The sequence below is a fragment of the candidate division KSB1 bacterium genome (assembly GCA_022566355.1).
Taxonomy (GTDB): Bacteria; Zhuqueibacterota; JdFR-76; order JdFR-76; family DREG01; genus JADFJB01.
The window spans coordinates 21668-39267 of record JADFJB010000027.1 but is presented as its reverse complement, the minus strand read 5'-3'; the positions used below and the strand labels follow the sequence as shown (position 1 = coordinate 39267).

The 17600-nt window shown below is 36.7% G+C and carries 11 protein-coding genes and 2 rRNA genes; 11 read left to right on the top strand and 2 right to left on the bottom strand.

What is annotated here, in order from left to right; all coding sequences use genetic code 11:
* The 3 genes from IIC38_06975 to IIC38_06965 form a co-directional block, all read left to right on the top strand.
* Positions 1–1127, top strand: a 23S ribosomal RNA gene (locus IIC38_06975); the annotation flags it as partial.
* A gap of 60 nt (positions 1128–1187) precedes the next feature.
* Positions 1188–1304, top strand: a 5S ribosomal RNA gene (rrf, locus tag IIC38_06970).
* A 99-nt stretch (positions 1305–1403) separates the two neighbouring features.
* Positions 1404–1889 (top strand): transcription elongation factor GreA, encoded by a 486-nt coding sequence (locus IIC38_06965; GenBank protein MCH8125686.1) that lies wholly within the window; start codon positions 1404–1406, stop codon positions 1887–1889.
* A 9-nt stretch (positions 1890–1898) separates the two neighbouring features.
* Here the strand turns inward: IIC38_06965 and IIC38_06960 are convergent, their stop codons facing one another.
* Complete coding sequence (locus IIC38_06960) at positions 1899–4232, bottom strand: choice-of-anchor B family protein (GenBank protein MCH8125685.1); 2334 nt, start codon at positions 4230–4232, stop codon at positions 1899–1901.
* A 661-nt stretch (positions 4233–4893) separates the two neighbouring features.
* Here IIC38_06960 and IIC38_06955 point away from each other — a divergent pair.
* Genes IIC38_06955 through IIC38_06940 form a run of 4 tightly spaced genes read left to right on the top strand, consistent with a single transcriptional unit; the run spans position 4894 to position 11317 of the window.
* Entirely contained in the window at positions 4894–5976 is a 1083-nt protein-coding gene (locus IIC38_06955; protein MCH8125684.1) for a hypothetical protein, read from the top strand.
* 15 nt (positions 5977–5991) lie between these two features.
* Positions 5992–6666: a FecR domain-containing protein gene (locus IIC38_06950; GenBank protein MCH8125683.1), complete on the top strand. Its 675-nt coding sequence runs from the start codon at positions 5992–5994 to the stop codon at positions 6664–6666.
* 4 nt (positions 6667–6670) lie between these two features.
* Positions 6671–9148, top strand: a complete 2478-nt coding sequence (locus tag IIC38_06945) for a hypothetical protein (GenBank protein ID MCH8125682.1) — start codon at positions 6671–6673, stop codon at positions 9146–9148.
* Positions 9149–9199: 51 nt separating this feature from the next.
* Positions 9200–11317, top strand: coding sequence for an adenylate/guanylate cyclase domain-containing protein (locus IIC38_06940; protein MCH8125681.1), 2118 nt, complete (start codon positions 9200–9202; stop codon positions 11315–11317).
* A gap of 9 nt (positions 11318–11326) precedes the next feature.
* Here the strand turns inward: IIC38_06940 and IIC38_06935 are convergent, their stop codons facing one another.
* The gene (locus IIC38_06935; GenBank protein MCH8125680.1) at positions 11327–13669 is read right to left on the bottom strand and encodes a PEP/pyruvate-binding domain-containing protein; all 2343 of its coding nucleotides are present in this window, start codon (positions 13667–13669) and stop codon (positions 11327–11329) included.
* Between the two features lie 548 nt (positions 13670–14217).
* On the opposite strand from IIC38_06935, the gene IIC38_06930 reads away from it, so the two are divergent.
* The 4 genes from IIC38_06930 (at position 14218) to rimI (ending at position 17589) form a co-directional block, all read left to right on the top strand.
* Entirely contained in the window at positions 14218–15780 is a 1563-nt protein-coding gene (locus IIC38_06930; GenBank protein MCH8125679.1) for a response regulator, read from the top strand.
* Positions 15781–16311 carry a tRNA (adenosine(37)-N6)-threonylcarbamoyltransferase complex ATPase subunit type 1 TsaE gene (gene tsaE / locus IIC38_06925; protein ID MCH8125678.1) on the top strand — a complete coding sequence of 177 codons (531 nt, stop codon included), beginning with the start codon at positions 15781–15783 and terminating at the stop codon, positions 16309–16311.
* Positions 16312–16380: 69 nt separating this feature from the next.
* Positions 16381–17049: a tRNA (adenosine(37)-N6)-threonylcarbamoyltransferase complex dimerization subunit type 1 TsaB gene (gene tsaB, locus IIC38_06920; protein ID MCH8125677.1), complete on the top strand. Its 669-nt coding sequence runs from the start codon at positions 16381–16383 to the stop codon at positions 17047–17049.
* A gap of 81 nt (positions 17050–17130) precedes the next feature.
* The gene (gene rimI / locus IIC38_06915; GenBank protein MCH8125676.1) at positions 17131–17589 is read left to right on the top strand and encodes a ribosomal protein S18-alanine N-acetyltransferase; all 459 of its coding nucleotides are present in this window, start codon (positions 17131–17133) and stop codon (positions 17587–17589) included.
* Positions 17590–17600: the final 11 nt, after the last annotated feature.

Sequence of the window (17600 nt, the reverse complement as noted above, 5' to 3'; positions counted from 1 at the left end):
TCTATGCCAAGTCGCAAGACAACGTATAGGGACTGACACCTGCCCGGTGCTGGAAGGTTAAGGGGATAGGTTATCCCGACTTGTCGGGAGAAGCTTTGAACTGAAGCCCCAGTAAACGGCGGCCGTAACTATAACGGTCCTAAGGTAGCGAAATTCCTTGTCGGGTAAGTTCCGACCTGCACGAATGGTGTAACGACTTGGGCACTGTCTCAACCAGAGCCTCGGCGAAATTGTAGTCCCGGTGCAGATGCCGGGTACCCGCAACAGGACGGAAAGACCCCGTGAACCTTTACTACAGCTTAACATTGGGTTTTGGCTTAGCATGTGTAGGATAGGTGGGAGACTTTGAAGCCTGTACGCTAGTACAGGTGGAGTCATCCTTGAAATACCACCCTTGTTATGTTGACATCCTAACTTGTCCGGTTGAATCATCGGAAAGAACAGTGTTTGGTGGGTAGTTTGACTGGGGCGGTCGCCTCCTAAAAAGTAACGGAGGCGCCCAAAGGTTCCCTCAGTACGGTTGGTAATCGTACGTAGAGTGCAAAGGCATAAGGGAGCTTAACTGCGAGACATACAAGTCGAGCAGATGCGAAAGCAGGGCTTAGTGATCCGGCGGTAGCATGTGGAAGTGCCGTCGCTCAACGGATAAAAGGTACTCCGGGGATAACAGGCTGATCGAGTCCAAGAGCCCACATCGACGACTCGGTTTGGCACCTCGATGTCGGCTCATCGCATCCTGGGGCTGGAGAAGGTCCCAAGGGTTTGGCTGTTCGCCAATTAAAGCGGTACGTGAGCTGGGTTTAGAACGTCGCGAGACAGTTCGGTCCCTATCCGTTGCGGGCGAAGGATATTTGAGGGAAGCTGTTCCTAGTACGAGAGGACCGGAATGGACGTACCTCTAGTGTATCTGTTGTCACGCCAGTGGCATCGCAGAGTAGCTATGTACGGAAGGGATAAGCGCTGAAAGCATCTAAGTGCGAAGCCCTCCCCAAGATTAGATATCCCTTTCTACCAGCTTGCTGGTAGAACTAAAGGTCCCTCGGAGATGACGAGGTTAATAGGCTACAGGTGTAAGTGCGGTAACGTATTTAGCCGAGTAGTACTAATCGACCGTGAGGCTTAACCGATTATTTTTATTTACGACAGATAATTCGAGATTTTTCCATGGATTTTTAGAAATTCTTTTTCCCGGTGATTATTGCGGAGGGGTAACACACGATCCCATTCCGAACTCGATTGTTAAGCCCTCCAGCGCCAATGGTACTGCTTGGGTAGCCTTGCGGGAGAGTAGGTCGTTGCCGGGATTTAGTTTATAAGGGAAAAGATTATTTCGAATCTTTTCCCTTTTTTATTCAAATATATATTGTTTCTCGCTTAAATAATTTCATAAGAAAACTTATGAGGTGAATATGCCTAACTACATGACGCACGCTGGTTTTGAAAAAATTCAAAATAAAATTGACAGCATGGAGAAACTATTGCAAGGTGAGATTGCGAAACAAATTGGAGAAGCCCGAGAATTAGGGGATTTAAAAGAGAATGCTGAATATAAAGCGATAAAAGAAAAACAACAGCTTACTGCAAAGCGTATTGAAGAAATGTCTGCAATGTTGAGTGGTGTTCAGATTATTGAAAATTTAGATCTACCGGATGGTCAGGTAACTGTTGGAAAAAAGGTCTACTTAAATAATCTTGATGACGGAAGCAAAGATGTTTACACGATCCTTGGCCCTGCAGAATCTGATATTGACAATGACATTATTAGTTATGAATCTCCAATAGCTAAACAACTGATGATGAAGAAAGAAGGAGATGAGGTGGATATCTCTGTACCTATTGGGATTATCCGTTATCGAATTGAAAAAATTGAGTCGTTATCAACTTTCTGAAATCTTAACCTATTCTAAAAGCAACATTTTGTAAGTTTTTTCAAAGTTATTAGTCTTTAGTTGATACAAATATATTCCGCTTGGTAGCCGTTTTTTTAATTTGTCAAGACCATCCCATTGATATGAATAATCACCTTTCGGTAATATTTCATCCACTAATTTAATAATACTATTTCCCAATACATTGAAAATAGTTAAAGTCGTATGATTTTCTTCAGGAATAAAAAATCGAATCAGTGTTCCTTGATTGAAAGGATTCGGATAGTTTTGCATGAGTTGGTACCTATCCGGAACATCAGTACCACCATTTGATGGTTCTATAATGGATCTTACAACTTTAAAATCATCAAGCAATGCAAAGCTTGAGCTTCTTCCATTTTCAACAGTTGTATACCTGACTTTCATGAATTCAGTTTTGGCAATGCCCTCTGAAATAGAATGCACGGCATTTGTCCAGTCTGAAGTAGCATCCGGATCTGAGTACACTGCAAGATTGTTCCATGACTGTCCATTATCACTGGAAATATCAACTCTCAGTTCATCTCCATTATCTCCTCGGGGAAACCAATGATAAGAGTATTGGATTGTAGGATCGTTAACTTCTCTTAAATCGAATGATGGTGATGTTAATTGTAATTGGGAAGCTAAAGTGCGCGCAAAAAAAGCCAATTTTCCAGGGTCAATTGTATTGTCATTATTGGGATGAAGTGGAAGACCATATCCTAACTCTAACGGATCTGTAAGCCTCCATGGCCCTACAAAATTATTACTACCATCCCCTATGTCCCAGCCTAAATCCAATTCAAAATTGTCAACAATTCCCCGGGCTAAAGTAATGTCAGAAATATTTGTTAAATCGCCCTGAATTGTGACATCAATAAATCTGGGCTTAAATCCCCATTTGCCAATGGCGATTGTATAAGAATCTTCCGGAATATTTGAAAAAAGATATTGACCATTTAGATCTGTGATGATTTCTTCAAAAGGCGTATCCAACATCAGAATGATCGCATCAGAAATGGTTTGGCCCAAACTATCACTCACAAGTCCCTGCAAATTGCCTGTCTTTTTAGGAGCAATGTTCAAGTCAAGTGTTTTTGTTTCCTCATCGGATATGTCCACTGTAATTGCACCAGGCTCATATCCGAATTTTGACAATAAAATTGTATAGGCCCCACCAGAATGCATTCCAAGTTTATATTTACCAAATTCATCACTCGTTGATTTTAGACCAAGTTCAACAATCTCTAGATTAACACCCCCAACAGGAAGAGCTGTGAATGAATCCAAAACATTTCCGTTTAATCTACTGCCTTTTTTATTGTTAAATGATAAGATGAAAAGTCCGAATTCCCTATCTGAAGCATAGATATAATTTGAGGCAGTGAATGGAAATGCACCCCAATTTCCATCAAAACCTGTTTCTTCACTGGGATGAGTATCATAATAGCCTACTTCGACCATGTGTTCCGGATCTGAAATATCCAGGATGCGGAGTCCATCCGCATAATGAGAGATGTATGCATAGTCATCTTTGATATGCACATTATGAGCCAGTTGACCGGGAGAGGATAAGTATTCATTTACTAATTTTGGATTTTCCAAATCACCCACATCCCACATTTTCACCGTTCTGCCGCCTGTTTCTTGAGTAGTCAAAAGATAATTTCCATCTTCACTTGTCCACGCATTATGAGAATATCCCCCATCAGGAAATTGAATTTCACCAATCAAAATCGGATTTGATTTGTTACTGATATCTAAAACTATTACAGTAGATATTGATCCAGCACTACCGTACAAAGTATCTCCTTTCGTATAAATATCATGGAAATAATTATCTTCCCATACGCCAATTCGGACTGGTGATTCAGGATTGGAAAGATCTAAAATGTCGGTTCCTCTGGAAATATTTGATCCTGAAATATAAGCATAGCCATCAGCAATATATAAATTGTGAGCTCGCTCAAAATAAGTGGAAATTTCAGCTACAAGTCTTACCGAATCGGGCAAAGGTGATAGATCGATAATGGTTAATCCAAGATTACCCTGATCGGCAGTTACATAAGCATAGTGACTGTGTGTTTTTAAATCTCTCCATACTGAAGTAACTCCAGGAACAAAATCGATTTCCTGAGCTTGGTTTGAATCCACTTTCACTATCGAAACGCCGTCAATCAATCCAACTAATGCATAGTCGTTGCCGTTTTCATCAGTGTAGCCCCAAACATCATTTACACTTCGGCCATAATTGATATTGTCAATTAGTGTTGTATTTAAGCTGATTTGTGAGAATAATGACGTAGCATAAAATAAGAAAGAAAAAAAAGTAAAAATTTTCATATAATTTCCTGGAATAATTAAAATGGCTGGACTGGATGGCGTGAGTTTATAAATTATGATGATTATCTCAATAAATTTATTAAAAATTATTACCCAAAGTAAATGATTTAGTTCCAATAAGTTAGAAACAAATACTATGAATGAACTAAGCTAAATTATCAACAATAATATGATCAATCTTTCAAATTATATTATTAATCTAACCGCAGGACTGAAATCTTTAGATCAGCCTACCCTGATTATCATTTAGAATAGCTGTTAACTTGGATAATTCATAAATTATAATTTTAAGCTTGAAGTTTCCAAAGTTGTCATCCCGTCACGCGACGGGATCTATTTCCATAAAATTTGAAAAAGCATAATCGTAAGTATAAAATAGTTGCAAAATAAATCCCTTCTGGATGACGGTGAAAAAGTTTGTGAATAGTCCAGGTTAATTGATGAATTACAATAAATGGTAAAATTTATGAAATCGTAATTTGGTATTTAATTCAAAAAAATACTCTAAGTACTTGTTTTTTTAAAAATAATTTCTTATTCTTACCAAATATTACTATAAATTCATAAACTTGTAGCAATGATAAATATCCCAAGAATTACACATTATTTACATCTATTTTAAAATAATGCAAAATAAAACTATTTAAATGGAGATTTAATTATGAAACGATTTAAACTCATTTTCGTTTTTTTGATTTTTGCCCAGTTCGGTTTTTCTAATTCTAAGGCGGATATTACTATTGACGCTGTCTTTCTTTCTGCCATTGAGGTATTCTTTTTGAATGACCTTAACCTAATGGATCCTGGTTCCTCTGCTTGGGTTCAAATTACCATGTCTAATACGGGTCAAGCAGTTGTAAACGTAGTCCTAACATTTAATATTTTTGCAGATAACGTTTTGTTAGCTGAAGGGGCAACTGTAGTGTTCGGATTATCGCCTGGCGTCACGGTAATAACTAACCAGAACCTCGGTGCTTCTCCTTATGCTATGGATTATTATTCAATTGAAGATAGCGAAGTAAGCGGATTAGCACAGCAAATTGCACAGCTTGGCGCCTTGCCAAGTAAAGTGTATCAGTTTGTAATAGGTATAGTTTTAGTAGAAAATTCGAATCCGGAAGACGAGACAATTCTTACCATTAATCCAGGAAATCCAACACTCGTGCAATTAATTTCACCTGGAATTCCTGATCCTCAAAGCCAGTATGATCCGGATATCCCGATAATTTATTTCTCCAATCCAACTTTTTCGTGGGATACAAATAGTACAGATATTAACTTGATTGTAGTTGAATGGCCAGATGGGGATGACCAGGAAGCAGCTTTCAACAGTCTTCCTCTGATTAATGAGAATCTTATTGGTGGTGTAAATACTTTTACACCTCAGTCAGAATTTTTTCCTTTTGAAGCTGGTAAAATATACTTATGGCGTATTCAACTAAATGTTCAAACTTCCGGAGGGCCGGATTTTGATTCATTTAAAAGTGAGGCCTACGCTTTTAAAGTCGGTTCTCCGGGCGATCTTGCCGGCAACTCTCAGTTGGAAATCATTAAAGGTTTGCTTTATGATTTATATGGTCAAACTGAAGTCGACAGCTGGTTTAGTGATCCGGATAAGCTAATGGGTTTTGTTCCTTCCGGAGTGGTTACAAAAGATGGTCAACCCAGTTCTTTGGAAGAATTAAAAACAGCAATTGAAAATTGGATAGCCCAAAACCAACAAACAAGTTCAACCATACAATAATTTAGAGGCAAGAAAATGAAACGAAAAACAATTCTCTTAACCAGCTTATTAGTGCTCTTTTTCGCTAACTTATCCCAGGCTCAAAATATTGCATTACTATTTAAATCCAAAGGAGATGTGGAAGTTAAAAAACAAAATTCCACAAACTTTCAGAAAGGGAAAAAAGGCAGCCGTTTTAAAAACGGAGACGTTCTCAGAACCGGAAAAGCTGGACAAGCCGCCCTGGTTTTTACGGATGATAAAACATTGATGCGGATTTGGGGAAATTCCAATATTACGATTCATGGCAAGAAAGAAGATAAATCCATCGTAAAAAGAATCGAAATGACATCAGGTCTTTTGTTTTTTAATGTTCGGAAGAGGCAAAAAACGGCCATACGATTGGAAACTCCATACGGGGTTGCTACTATAAAAGGCACATCCGGCCTCGCAAGAATTGATGAAACATTAAAAGCTTTATTCCTGACTGTTTTCGATGGCATTGTCGATTTGGCAAACCAATTCGCACAATCCCAAATTGTTGCGGGTCAGACTGGCAAATCAGATGGCCAAAATATTGATGTGCAAAATACTCAGAATAACAATCTTCCAGCAGAATTTCAAGGTGCCCAGGGTTTTAGCATTGAATTTCGAGATGCAAAAGGAGCTATTAAAAATTTGATCATTCAACAAGAAGATCAGGAGCAATAGGCATATGAGAAAATTCACAATCGCTTTTTCGTTGAGCGGCAAATGTCTGATTTTGTTTTTACTTTTCTTAACAATTACGTCTTTATCATATGCACAAGTAAGATTGATACATGATCAAATCTTCCAGGCTGAAGAAAACAAGCCTATAGAACTTATGGTTCAAGTAGATGGTGAGTTTACTTCGGGTGATGAAATGCGGGTTTACTACCGTGTTTCGGGTGAAGATTCTTATGAATATATTATTTTAGATAATATTGGCAACGAATTTCGGGGAAGGTTACCAGCATTCCCATTTTCTGCTGATAAAATTGAATACTTTTTTTCCTTTATTAAAGGTTCAGAGATTATCACTTTACCGGTTAGTGATCCCTATTTTAACCCTTTTTCGATTCAAATAACCCCTCGATCTGACACTCCAGCAACGATCGAGACTCCAACAGTTACTCCACAGGCAAGCCAAGACCTAAGCGATGAAGATTATCTGGTACTTGGTCCTGAGCCCGGGGAAAAAGTTGCACCCGAGGATGTCTTCATCGCCGTATCGGTATTTCTTGATGCATCAGCGTTTGATTCAACTCGATCCCAGCTTTATTTAGATGGTAGCATAGTCGTTGCTGAGATTACTTCAGATCTGATCACCTACGCGCCGGCATTCTTACCGGTGGGTGCTCACACCATTCAAGTCAATTTATTTGATGCAAACGGTAATCCTTATAAACCGATTCAATGGAATTTCCAAGTAACAGGAACACAAGCTGCTGTTGCAAGAGGTACTACAGTAAGTAGACCCTCTAGTAAAATCATGTCGGGCAGTGTTTTTATAGAATCTAAAGTTGATAAATATAGTGGAAATGAGCGTAATAACCACCAAATAGGAGCACGAATTCGTGGAAATTCCGGAAAAATAAAATACGGCTCCAGGGTATATCTAACCTCCTTGGAAGACAAGGTTTTTCAACCAAGACACCGGTTCTTGTTTTGGGTTGAAACCGGTATAGTTAATTTATATGTCGGTGATACATCACCAAGATTTTCACAGTTAATGTTGTGGGGTAAGAGAGTGCGTGGATTCGAAGCGCAGCTAAATTTAAAATTCATCAACTTTGATTTTGTAATGGGTAAGGTGAATCGTTCAATAAGTCCAGGTACAACTTCATCGGGAACTTTTGAAAGAAACCTTCGGGGGCTTCGAACCAGCTTTGGCAGTGGTAAAAATTTTCAATTTGGACTGAGCGCTGTTAAAGTAAAAGATGATGTGGAATCCATCAGCGGAGGATTACGCCCCAAGGATAATGTGATCGGTGGCGCCGATCTTCTCATCTCTTTATTTAAAAATCGTTTCAGGTGGAAAACCGAAATCGCCGTAAGTCTCTTGACCGATGATATATCTTCCGGACCCCTTTCGAAACAGGATATTGAAGATCTGATTGATACGGATGTGGGTTTTGATCCGGCCGATTATGAAGATATCCTAATCATTAATTTAAGCACGACTCCACTCGATCCGACTGATTTCACTTCCGGGGCTTATTCGTCATCTATTCAAATAAGAGCCGCCCGGCATAATTTCAGGATAAAATACAAAAGCATTGGCGCTGCATACAATTCACTGGCCAATTCATTCTTAAAATCAAATGTCAGAGGATTGAAAATTTCAGACCGGGTTCGTCTATTCAAAAATCGTGTTTATCTCAATCTTAGTTATGAAAATTATGATGACAATTTTAAAGCCGAAGATAATAATCCTACCATAGCGTTACGAACATTTCGTGGAGGTGTTAATTTATTCCCGGGTAATGGTTTACCCAATTTGACTGTGAATTTTAAATCCTATAATCGAGACAATAAAATTACAGCTACTAAATTTATAAACAATGTAGAATTTGATAACCGTGAGGACAATACCACAAAGGATATTACTGTTAGCCTAAGTCATGATTTTCTACTATTTGATCTGGACAACACAATAAATATAAGTTATGTGACTATGGATAAGAACGATGTTTTCGTAAATTCACGTTTAGGTAGTAGCCTCCCAATAGGGATAAATAATGATATCCAATCTTTTTCATTGAAAACCAAATTTAGACAACCGTTAACAACAAGAATTAGTTATTCAGAGAATAAAAACAATTCGATTGGTGGCCTTTCCCAATTTAAATTTAAAATGTTAAATTTAAGAGCTGAATATAAAGCTCTACAAAATAAGTTGACATTATATGCTGGTTACGGACGGTTTGAAGCTGAAGGTGGAACCGGAGCTCTTAGCCCGCAAGCAGATGTATTGGTCATTGATTATACAAAGAACAATTTGAATTTTGGCGGAAGGATTGACGTTTCTGCAAAATCAGCCTTGGTTTTTGATGGAACCATTATTGATTATTCTGATAATGGTGGTATTACAGATTCAAATGGTCAATTTACTCAGAATAATTCATTTAAAGACCGTACATTCAGAATTCGTTTTGAATCACGATTTTGATTGCAAAATGTAGTCAGTAGGATAATATTTATTTGATTATTTAAGTTAATAATGAATCAAAAAGTCAAAAATAGAATTGGATTTACCTCTGTTGCATTTGGTGCCATTCTAATCACATTTATATTCTCTCAATTGACATTTATCAATAACCTGGAACTGAAAGTTCGAGACTTACATTTTCGCCTGAGAGGTCCACTTGCAAATATAGATACATCTATAGTTATTGTTGGTATCGATGACCAAACTTTTAAATCAATTCCTAGAAGGTTCCCATATCCTCGAAATTATTATGCGAAATTAATTCGTAATTTATCTGAAGCAGGGGCTCGTATCATTATCTTTGATATTGAATTCACCGAACCTTATGAATTGGATGTAAATCAGGATATAGAATTGGCGCAAGCTGCCAGAGAAGCTGGTAATGTGATTTTCGCTGGTAAACTAGTGGAGGATGTCGCTCGGTCCGGTACAGTGAATAGATACTTAGTTGACCCGGTTGATCCAATTTCAAAACCCGATAGTTTAAACCCCATACCATGGGGATTAGTGAATATTCCTGAAGACGCGGATGGTTTCGTTAGACAATATATATTTGGAATTTCTCTAAATAGTGTTCTTTATTATTCACTTGGAACTCTAACCGCTAAATTTTTATGGAATCTCACTGACTCTCAAATAAACAACAGTGAAGATCATTTTTTAATGGGGGACAATAAAATTCCGATTGTACAAGGTAATTCCTTCTATATTAATTATGCCGGCCCAAACGAGACCTTTAAACACTTTTCTTTTGTGAATATTCTGGATGATGAAGAGTTTGATCTTGGCGAGAATGATACGGACATTTTTGATTTACACAAATATGTTTGGGGTACATTTCAAAATAAAATCGTTTTTATTGGCGGCACTTCACCTGAATTTCACGATATTAAATTTGTACCTTTTTTTGATAAACATCGGGATGAACAAATAATGACAGGGGTAGAGGTACATGCCCATGCCCTCAATACCCTTTTAACCCGGCAATTTTTAAATACGCTATCGGCGAACATTCAATTAATTTTAATCCCAATTCTGGTACTATTAGTAACGGTTTTGGTTAGATGGCTAAAACCCTTAAAAGGCGGGATCGTTACCTTATTCTTAATATTAGGCGCAGCCGTAGGAACATATTATTTGTTTTCCTCCTACAGTTTAATGGCTAATACCTTTACACCCATATTTGCCATTGTGTTTAGTTACCTGGGTAATTCAGCGTATTTGTATATAACGGAGCAAAGAGAAAAGAATCGAATTCGCCAGACATTTCAGAAATATGTTTCGAAGAGTGTAGTCCAAGAAATGCTCGATTCCGGATCATCACCTCAGTACGGTGGTGAGCGTAAAGAATTAACAGTACTTTTTTCAGATATAAGATCATTCACAAATTTTTCAGAAAAATTAACTCCTGAAGAGGTTGTGAATAAACTATCGGAATATTTGACTGAGATGACTGAAATCGTCCTTCAACACAATGGTACGCTTGACAAATTTGTCGGCGACGAGATCATGGCAATCTATGGGGCGCCTCATTACTATGAGAATCATGCGGAACAAGCTTGTCGCACTGCTTTTAAAATGATCGAAAAATTGAATGAGATGAGACAAGTTTATACAAGTAATAACGGAGCTGATTACTTTGATATTGGCGTTGGAGTTAATACTGGAGATATGGTTGTCGGTAACCTTGGTTCTCAGCAATTATTTGATTATACGGTAATTGGTGATGCGGTCAACTTAGGTGCGAGATTGGAGGGCCTCAATAAATATTATGGAACGAGAATTATCATTTCGGAATTTACCAAACAGTCTGTTGGCAATTCAATAATCTCTCGTGAATTGGATTCTGTAAAAGTCAAAGGTAAAGATAAACCAATCCGAATATTTGAGTTGATAGGAATTGATAAAGTTCCGGATATTGTCATGGATCTGCGTGTAAACCTGTATAATCAAGCGCTCAATTATTATTATGATAAAAAATGGTATAATTGCCTGAGAGATATGAATAAAATTTTGAAAGAATTCCCAACAGATGGACCGGCAAAACTCTATATTCGTAGATGTTTAGATCTTATGGAAAATCCACCGACCGAAGAATGGGAGCCTGTCATAAAATTTGAAACAAAATAGGATAAAATTTTAAATTATCCTGATAGGGGGAACTAGTTTTTCAACCTTATTGCTAAGAAAAGAAATTGCTTTATCACTATCACTATCCATATGTAATTGCAGGTATTTGCCGTTGGAAGCACTTGGAACGTGAATCAAACGCAGATATTCTGCAAATTCAGGATAATTGGGTAGATATTCCAAAATTAAATTTTCAGACTTATGTAAGAAATTCTCATTGAAGATCACCTGAGGGTCATCCGGGTATAAAGGAAGGTAAAAAATATCGGCCTCAACCAAATCCTGGAAAAAGTGTGTACCAAAAGAAACCTCGGGAGTATAACCTTCTTTTACCCTGGCAATCTCTATTAGTACCTTGGTATTGTGGATATCACTATATCTTACCGGAATACCCAGGTTAATATCATTACTTCCCCATCTCCCTGGTCCCATCAAAATAAATGTATGATTATATAATTGGTCATTTAATTGACTGATTAATTTGCCTAACATTGATTTGTTTTCAGGTTTGTCGATTCGGTTGTAGTCCAGTGGATCTATAAAAATGATGTATTCGATATTTTCAACAATACCCATCGGAGTATCTTTTTCGGCTGAAAAAATTAATGATTCATTGGATATATTCATGGGTATTTTTACAGGTTTATTCGGTGCAATTTTTTTTATGGGTCGACATTGCAGAATATAAAAATCATTTCCGTCAATCGCGAATTCCAAATCTATAGGGGTTTGATACTTTTTTTCGAGAGTTTGTAAAATCCAACGCATATTTTGTGCAAACGGTAATTCTGCGAGAAGTTTTCCAAAGGTGATCACTAATTTATCCGGACTTTCAGATATCAATGTTCCTATGGGTGGCATGAGTGAATCTTCTTGCTTTATGGAAACAATTTTATCCAAATCGGGGAATACAGTATTTTCATCCAATAATTCGGTAATTTTCTTATGAGAAAATGAATTTTCCTCCAAATCAATTAAATCAATATATCGCTGTGAATATTTTTGCATGGCGGATGCAGAGGACTCAGGGCGAAGTGTAGGGGCGGAAAGTGCAACCATCCTTGGATAATCCGAACCAACGCGATCTACAGCCCTGGTTCCCAAACCCATTACCAAACGAACAAAGCCATCTTCTTTTCGAATTTTCTTATTCCATCTATATTCATTCCTGGAAAATGCGACGCCGCTAAAAGTCGGAAGAAAATAATTTCTGTATCTAATTCCGATTACTTTCTGAATCATAATCCCCATTCTTTCATCATAATCAATCAGGTTCCTTTCACGGCGATATAGAATCGGATCCGGTCCTAAGGTGCTTGCATAGACACTGGCAATCGCATCCAACAATGATGCTAAACGATCATTAAAATCTCCCTGGTTGGCTAAGAAGATACTATCGTATTTTCCTGAGAATGTGGACCCGAAATTATCTTCCAAATGGCTGCTTGATCTAACAATTAGAGGCTGATTGCCAAACATTTTAAGTAGTTTAGATAATTTTTTTACAATTCGTGGAGGGAATTCAGCGTTTTTAAACATCTCACGGATCATAGGATAATCTTGACGAACCTGGTACATCGGCTTGTACTTTTCGTCATAGAATCCCGTTAAGCCGTTGGTGTGAATGAATTCCTGGTATGCATCAGAGCGAATAAAATAAGTTTCCGGAATTTTAATATTCCAGGAATTATTTTTTGATCCGTTTTCTTTTAATGCCTCTCGCAATATATTAAATGCTAAATACATTCCTGCCGCTTTTCCGCCAATTTTGCCAATCCCGGTTTTAGGGCCAAAAGACCTTCGAATAATTGGAACCATATCTTCGATTTTGAAATTGTATTTTGCAATTCCAATAAATTCTAACTGGTCGCTAATAAAATGACGAATCAATGCAGCTCGAATTCCAATTTCTTCAGCTTCTGGCAAGGATTGTTTATATTCTGTAGGTTGACAAAATTCTTCAACTTTGTCAGCCAACAATTTATAAGATACATTAGGCAGACTCAGGATATCTTCAAGTGCTTTGGCTGCATGCCGGCGTTGGGATAAAGCAACTATTCGATCAATATCATTTTCTGTTAGGTGTTTATTGGCATATTCCAGGGTGATATTTTGTATTAGGCCCTTTTCTTTCTCGTCCCACCGGCTTCGCTTTGAAATATTCCTGTTCGGATTATTTGAGGATGGAAATCCACCTTTTTTGGCTTCAGAATAAATTTGGTCAATTGTTACAATTTCACGGGTGTGAAGAGCTATGAGAAGCTGGCGGAAAAGTTTATTTTTAAGATGAGGGTATTGCTTGATATAATTGAGGAATCGGCTGCTTATTTTGTCGGTGCTTTGAGTGGACATAATCTCCTTTACGAGAAAAATAGTATTTGGATAATTAGCCTGCACTATTCATGAATTCTTGCCACAAAGACACTAAGTCACTAAAAATATTAAAGTTATAAATAAGATTACTATGAATAAATTTTCGGTCAATATAAAAAATCAATCTTTCTTAACCTTTATTTTTTAAAGCTTTGTGTCTTTGAGTCTTGGTGGCTATGAATTATCCAGGTTAGTAAAAACTTCAATTTTCTCAAAATTTTATGTCCGTCTCCATTGGTTATTGTATAAAACTCATTGTTGTTGGAAGTCTGAAAAAACCAAAATCACTAACTAAATATTACAACGATCAAAAAAGAATATCAAGAATCATTCAAGTTTAGTATGCCACCGATAAAATAGTTAGAAAGATTGATTTATAAGTATAAAATAATTATAAAGTTGTGCAACATTTTATGTTTGTGTGAAAGTTAGAAAGTATTGAAAATGCTGCAGAATTTTATTAACATAGGACTTCAATAATTGAGATATTGGCTAGGAGTAAACACTTACTGGGTTATTTTAGAATTATGGATCTGATAAAAGGAAAAATTCTTTGGGTTGACGACGAGATTGAACTTCTCAGATCTCACATTTTATTCCTAAAAGAGAAAGGATATTTAGTAACACCGGTGACCAACGCAGATGATGCGATTGCATTGTTACATCAAGAGAGTTTTGATCTTGTTCTACTTGATGAAATGATGAGTGGCAAAGGCGGTTTGGAGGCCTTGGTGGAGATAAAAGAAATCAATCCTTCTTTGCCAGTAGTAATGATTACAAAGAATGAAGAAGAATCATTAATGGAAGATGCGATTGGGAGTAAAATCGATGATTACCTGACAAAACCGGTTAACCCAAGTCAAATTCTTCTGACTTGTAAAAAGATACTTGAAAGACAAAAAATTACAGGGGATAGATTTACAAAAGATTACACCCAGGAGTTCCACGCCATCGTAACAAAAATGATGGATTTCTTAAACTGGCAAGATTGGCTAGAAGTATACCAAAAGTTAGTCGGTTTGGAGATTGAGCTTGAACAGCACCCGGATTTAGGTCTTGGGGAAGTACTATTCGAACAAAAGAGATCCTGTAACATTGATTTTGGGCGATTCTTTGAAGCGAACTATATACAATGGGTCAATGGCAGCAGCGATGCCCCGGTTTTATCACACCAAATAGTTAGCAAACATATTATTCCTTTAATTGAAGGAGGGAAGAAAATAGTTTTTATCATAATTGATAATATGCGATTGGACCAATGGCTGGCGATCGAATCATTACTTTTTCCATATTTTCATATTAGAAAAGATTATTATTATTCAATACTTCCCACAGCAACACCATATTCCAGGAATGCAATTTTTAGTGGGCTTTTTCCCAGTGAAGTTGAAAGTAAATACAAAGATTTATGGACAAATGGAAGTGAAGATGATTTTAGTCGGAATAGATATGAAAGGCAGTTGTTAGACTTACAACTAAAATCGAAAGGTTTGGATTTAAAACCGGAACCCAAGTACATCAAAATTTTAGACAGCCAGGAGGGTAAAAACCTGGAGAAAAATCTAGCCTCTTATTTACAGTCGCCTTTACTCTCTGTTGTCGTCAATATCGTAGATATTTTTGCGCATAACCGCAGTACATCTGATATTCTTAAAGAAATCGTACCTGATGAAGCTGCATTTCGATCCTTAACCCGCTCATGGTTTACCCATTCTTTTTTATTCAGAGTTTTGAGGCTGTTGGCCCAAGAAGATGTTACTGTGGTGATGACATCGGATCATGGAAGTATTCGCAGCATGAGAGGTGCTAAAGTTATTGGTGATCGTGAAACATCAACAAATTTACGGTACAAATTTGGCAGAAATATTAAGTGTGATTCTAAACATGCAATCATGGTAAAAAATCCAAAGGATTATAAATTGCCTGCTAGGGGTGTTAATGTTCATTATATAATTGCAAGAGAAGATTATTATTTTGTTTACCCTACAAATTACCATAAATATTTGAATTATTACAAAGACAGCTTTCAACATGGTGGTGTTTCGATGGAGGAAATAATTCTGCCTGTCCTTAAATTGGATCCAAAATAAATGGTTTTGAATTTAAATTTGGGGGAAATAAAATTACCCTCAAAGAATAAAATCTGCTTAAAAAGTCGTTCAGTAGATGAAACCCTTCATGTTGGACAAATACTGGCAAAACAGCTTAAAAAAGGAATGATCGTTGCATTGTTTGGAAATATAGGCAGCGGTAAAACTACAATGGTGAGGGGTATCAGCCAGGGTTTGGGGGTTTTCGAGCCTATAACTAGCCCCACATACACAATTATGAATTTATATTCAGGCGAACTTGTAATTTATCATTTTGATTTTTATCGGTTGACATCAAATTCTGATTTGATTGATTTAGGCTTGGATGAATATTTTTATAACGATGGACTTTCTATAATTGAGTGGCCGGATCGAATAATGGATCAAATACCTGACCAGGCAATAAAAATTAATTTAGAATACGAAAAAAGTATGAAAGTGAATGAGCGTAAAATTGAAATTATCTCCGATCAAATAATTGATATTCCATTGAGAAAATATCACGATTATAATGTAGATGAAAAAGATTAGCGATTATTTTTCAAAAACTTTTATGCACAGTTTTTATTGTTTTTGGAATTAAAATTTCGAAAATCAGTCATGCTTGTTTTAGGTTTGGAAGCATCTACTTTTATGAATTCTGTGGCAGTTACACAAAACGGTGAATTAAAAGGGCAATTCCTTATTAACCAAGCTAAATCAAAAAAGAATAATCTCATCCAATTGATGGATTATATATTAAAGTCAGCAAATGTGAATGGAAGAGAACTGGATGGGATTTCAGTTTCAATCGGTCCCGGTTCTTATACGGGATTAAGAATCAGCCTGAGTATCGCAAAGTCGTTGGCTTTTTGCTGGGAAAAACCATTAACGGTCGTGAATAGTCTGGATGCATTAGCGCAACATGGAAGAAATCAAAATAAATTAATTTGTCCGTTGATTCGATTTCGCAGTAATGAATATTTTTATGCATTTTTTACGTTGTCAAATTCAAAGGTTGAAAGACAAAGTGAATATTTTACGAATACTTTGGATGATATTGTGAAGGATTTGAAGCAACCCGTCTATTTTGTTGGGCTATTAAGAAAAGAAGATAAGGATAAGCTATCCTCTTTGATGAATAATGGAAGAGATTACGTTTTATCGAATAGTTTTCCCGAAGCACGATGGATTGCATTGTTGGGTGAGCTGAATCTAAAACAAGGGATAAAAGAAGATATTCAACATGTTACACCTTATTATATGCATGATTTTCCGATTAAGAATTAGTTTAAAAAAATGACAAACACAAACAATGGTATTGGCAATCGGTATAAATTACCAAATGGCTGCGAGATTGTAATTAGAAAAATGACTATAGCAGACCTTGAAGAAGTACATAAGCTTGAATGTCAGATTTATCCTGATCCCTGGACTTTTTCACATTTTTGTCACGAAGTTATGGAAAACAAAGTGAGCTATACTTTAGTAATGGAATTAGAGACAAAGGTAATAGGTTTTGCGGTAACATGGTTTATCCAGGATGAATTACATCTAGCAAATATTGCGATTGATCCTCAATATCGCAATTTAGGACTAGCCAGTTTGTTTATGAATGTTATTTTTGAGGAAGGATTGAAGCGAAAATTAATTAGAGCATTCCTGGAAGTACGAGAAAAAAATTTAGCGGCAATTAATTTATATAAAAAATTTGGTTTTGAAGAAATTGGTGTAAGAAGAAAATACTATCGAAACGGTGAAAATGCGATTGTTATGCAAAGATATTTACCACACACTCATGATTCAAATTTTGAAGTTGCATCGTTTTGATCGAATTTGGA

Excerpts from the sequence above, each read along its gene's own strand:
- IIC38_06960 (MCH8125685.1), bottom strand. The coding sequence starts at position 4,232 with ATGAAAATTTTTACTTTTTTTTCTTTCTTATTTTATGCTACGTCATTA.
- IIC38_06930 (MCH8125679.1), top strand. The coding sequence starts at position 14,218 with ATGGATCTGATAAAAGGAAAAATTCTTTGGGTTGACGACGAGATTGAA.
- tsaE (MCH8125678.1), top strand. The coding sequence starts at position 15,781 with ATGGTTTTGAATTTAAATTTGGGGGAAATAAAATTACCCTCAAAGAAT.
- IIC38_06935 (MCH8125680.1), bottom strand. The coding sequence starts at position 13,669 with ATGTCCACTCAAAGCACCGACAAAATAAGCAGCCGATTCCTCAATTAT.
- IIC38_06955 (MCH8125684.1), top strand. The coding sequence starts at position 4,894 with ATGAAACGATTTAAACTCATTTTCGTTTTTTTGATTTTTGCCCAGTTC.
- rimI (MCH8125676.1), top strand. The coding sequence starts at position 17,131 with ATGACTATAGCAGACCTTGAAGAAGTACATAAGCTTGAATGTCAGATT.
- IIC38_06945 (MCH8125682.1), top strand. The coding sequence starts at position 6,671 with ATGAGAAAATTCACAATCGCTTTTTCGTTGAGCGGCAAATGTCTGATT.
- IIC38_06940 (MCH8125681.1), top strand. The coding sequence starts at position 9,200 with ATGAATCAAAAAGTCAAAAATAGAATTGGATTTACCTCTGTTGCATTT.
- tsaB (MCH8125677.1), top strand. The coding sequence starts at position 16,381 with ATGCTTGTTTTAGGTTTGGAAGCATCTACTTTTATGAATTCTGTGGCA.
- IIC38_06950 (MCH8125683.1), top strand. The coding sequence starts at position 5,992 with ATGAAACGAAAAACAATTCTCTTAACCAGCTTATTAGTGCTCTTTTTC.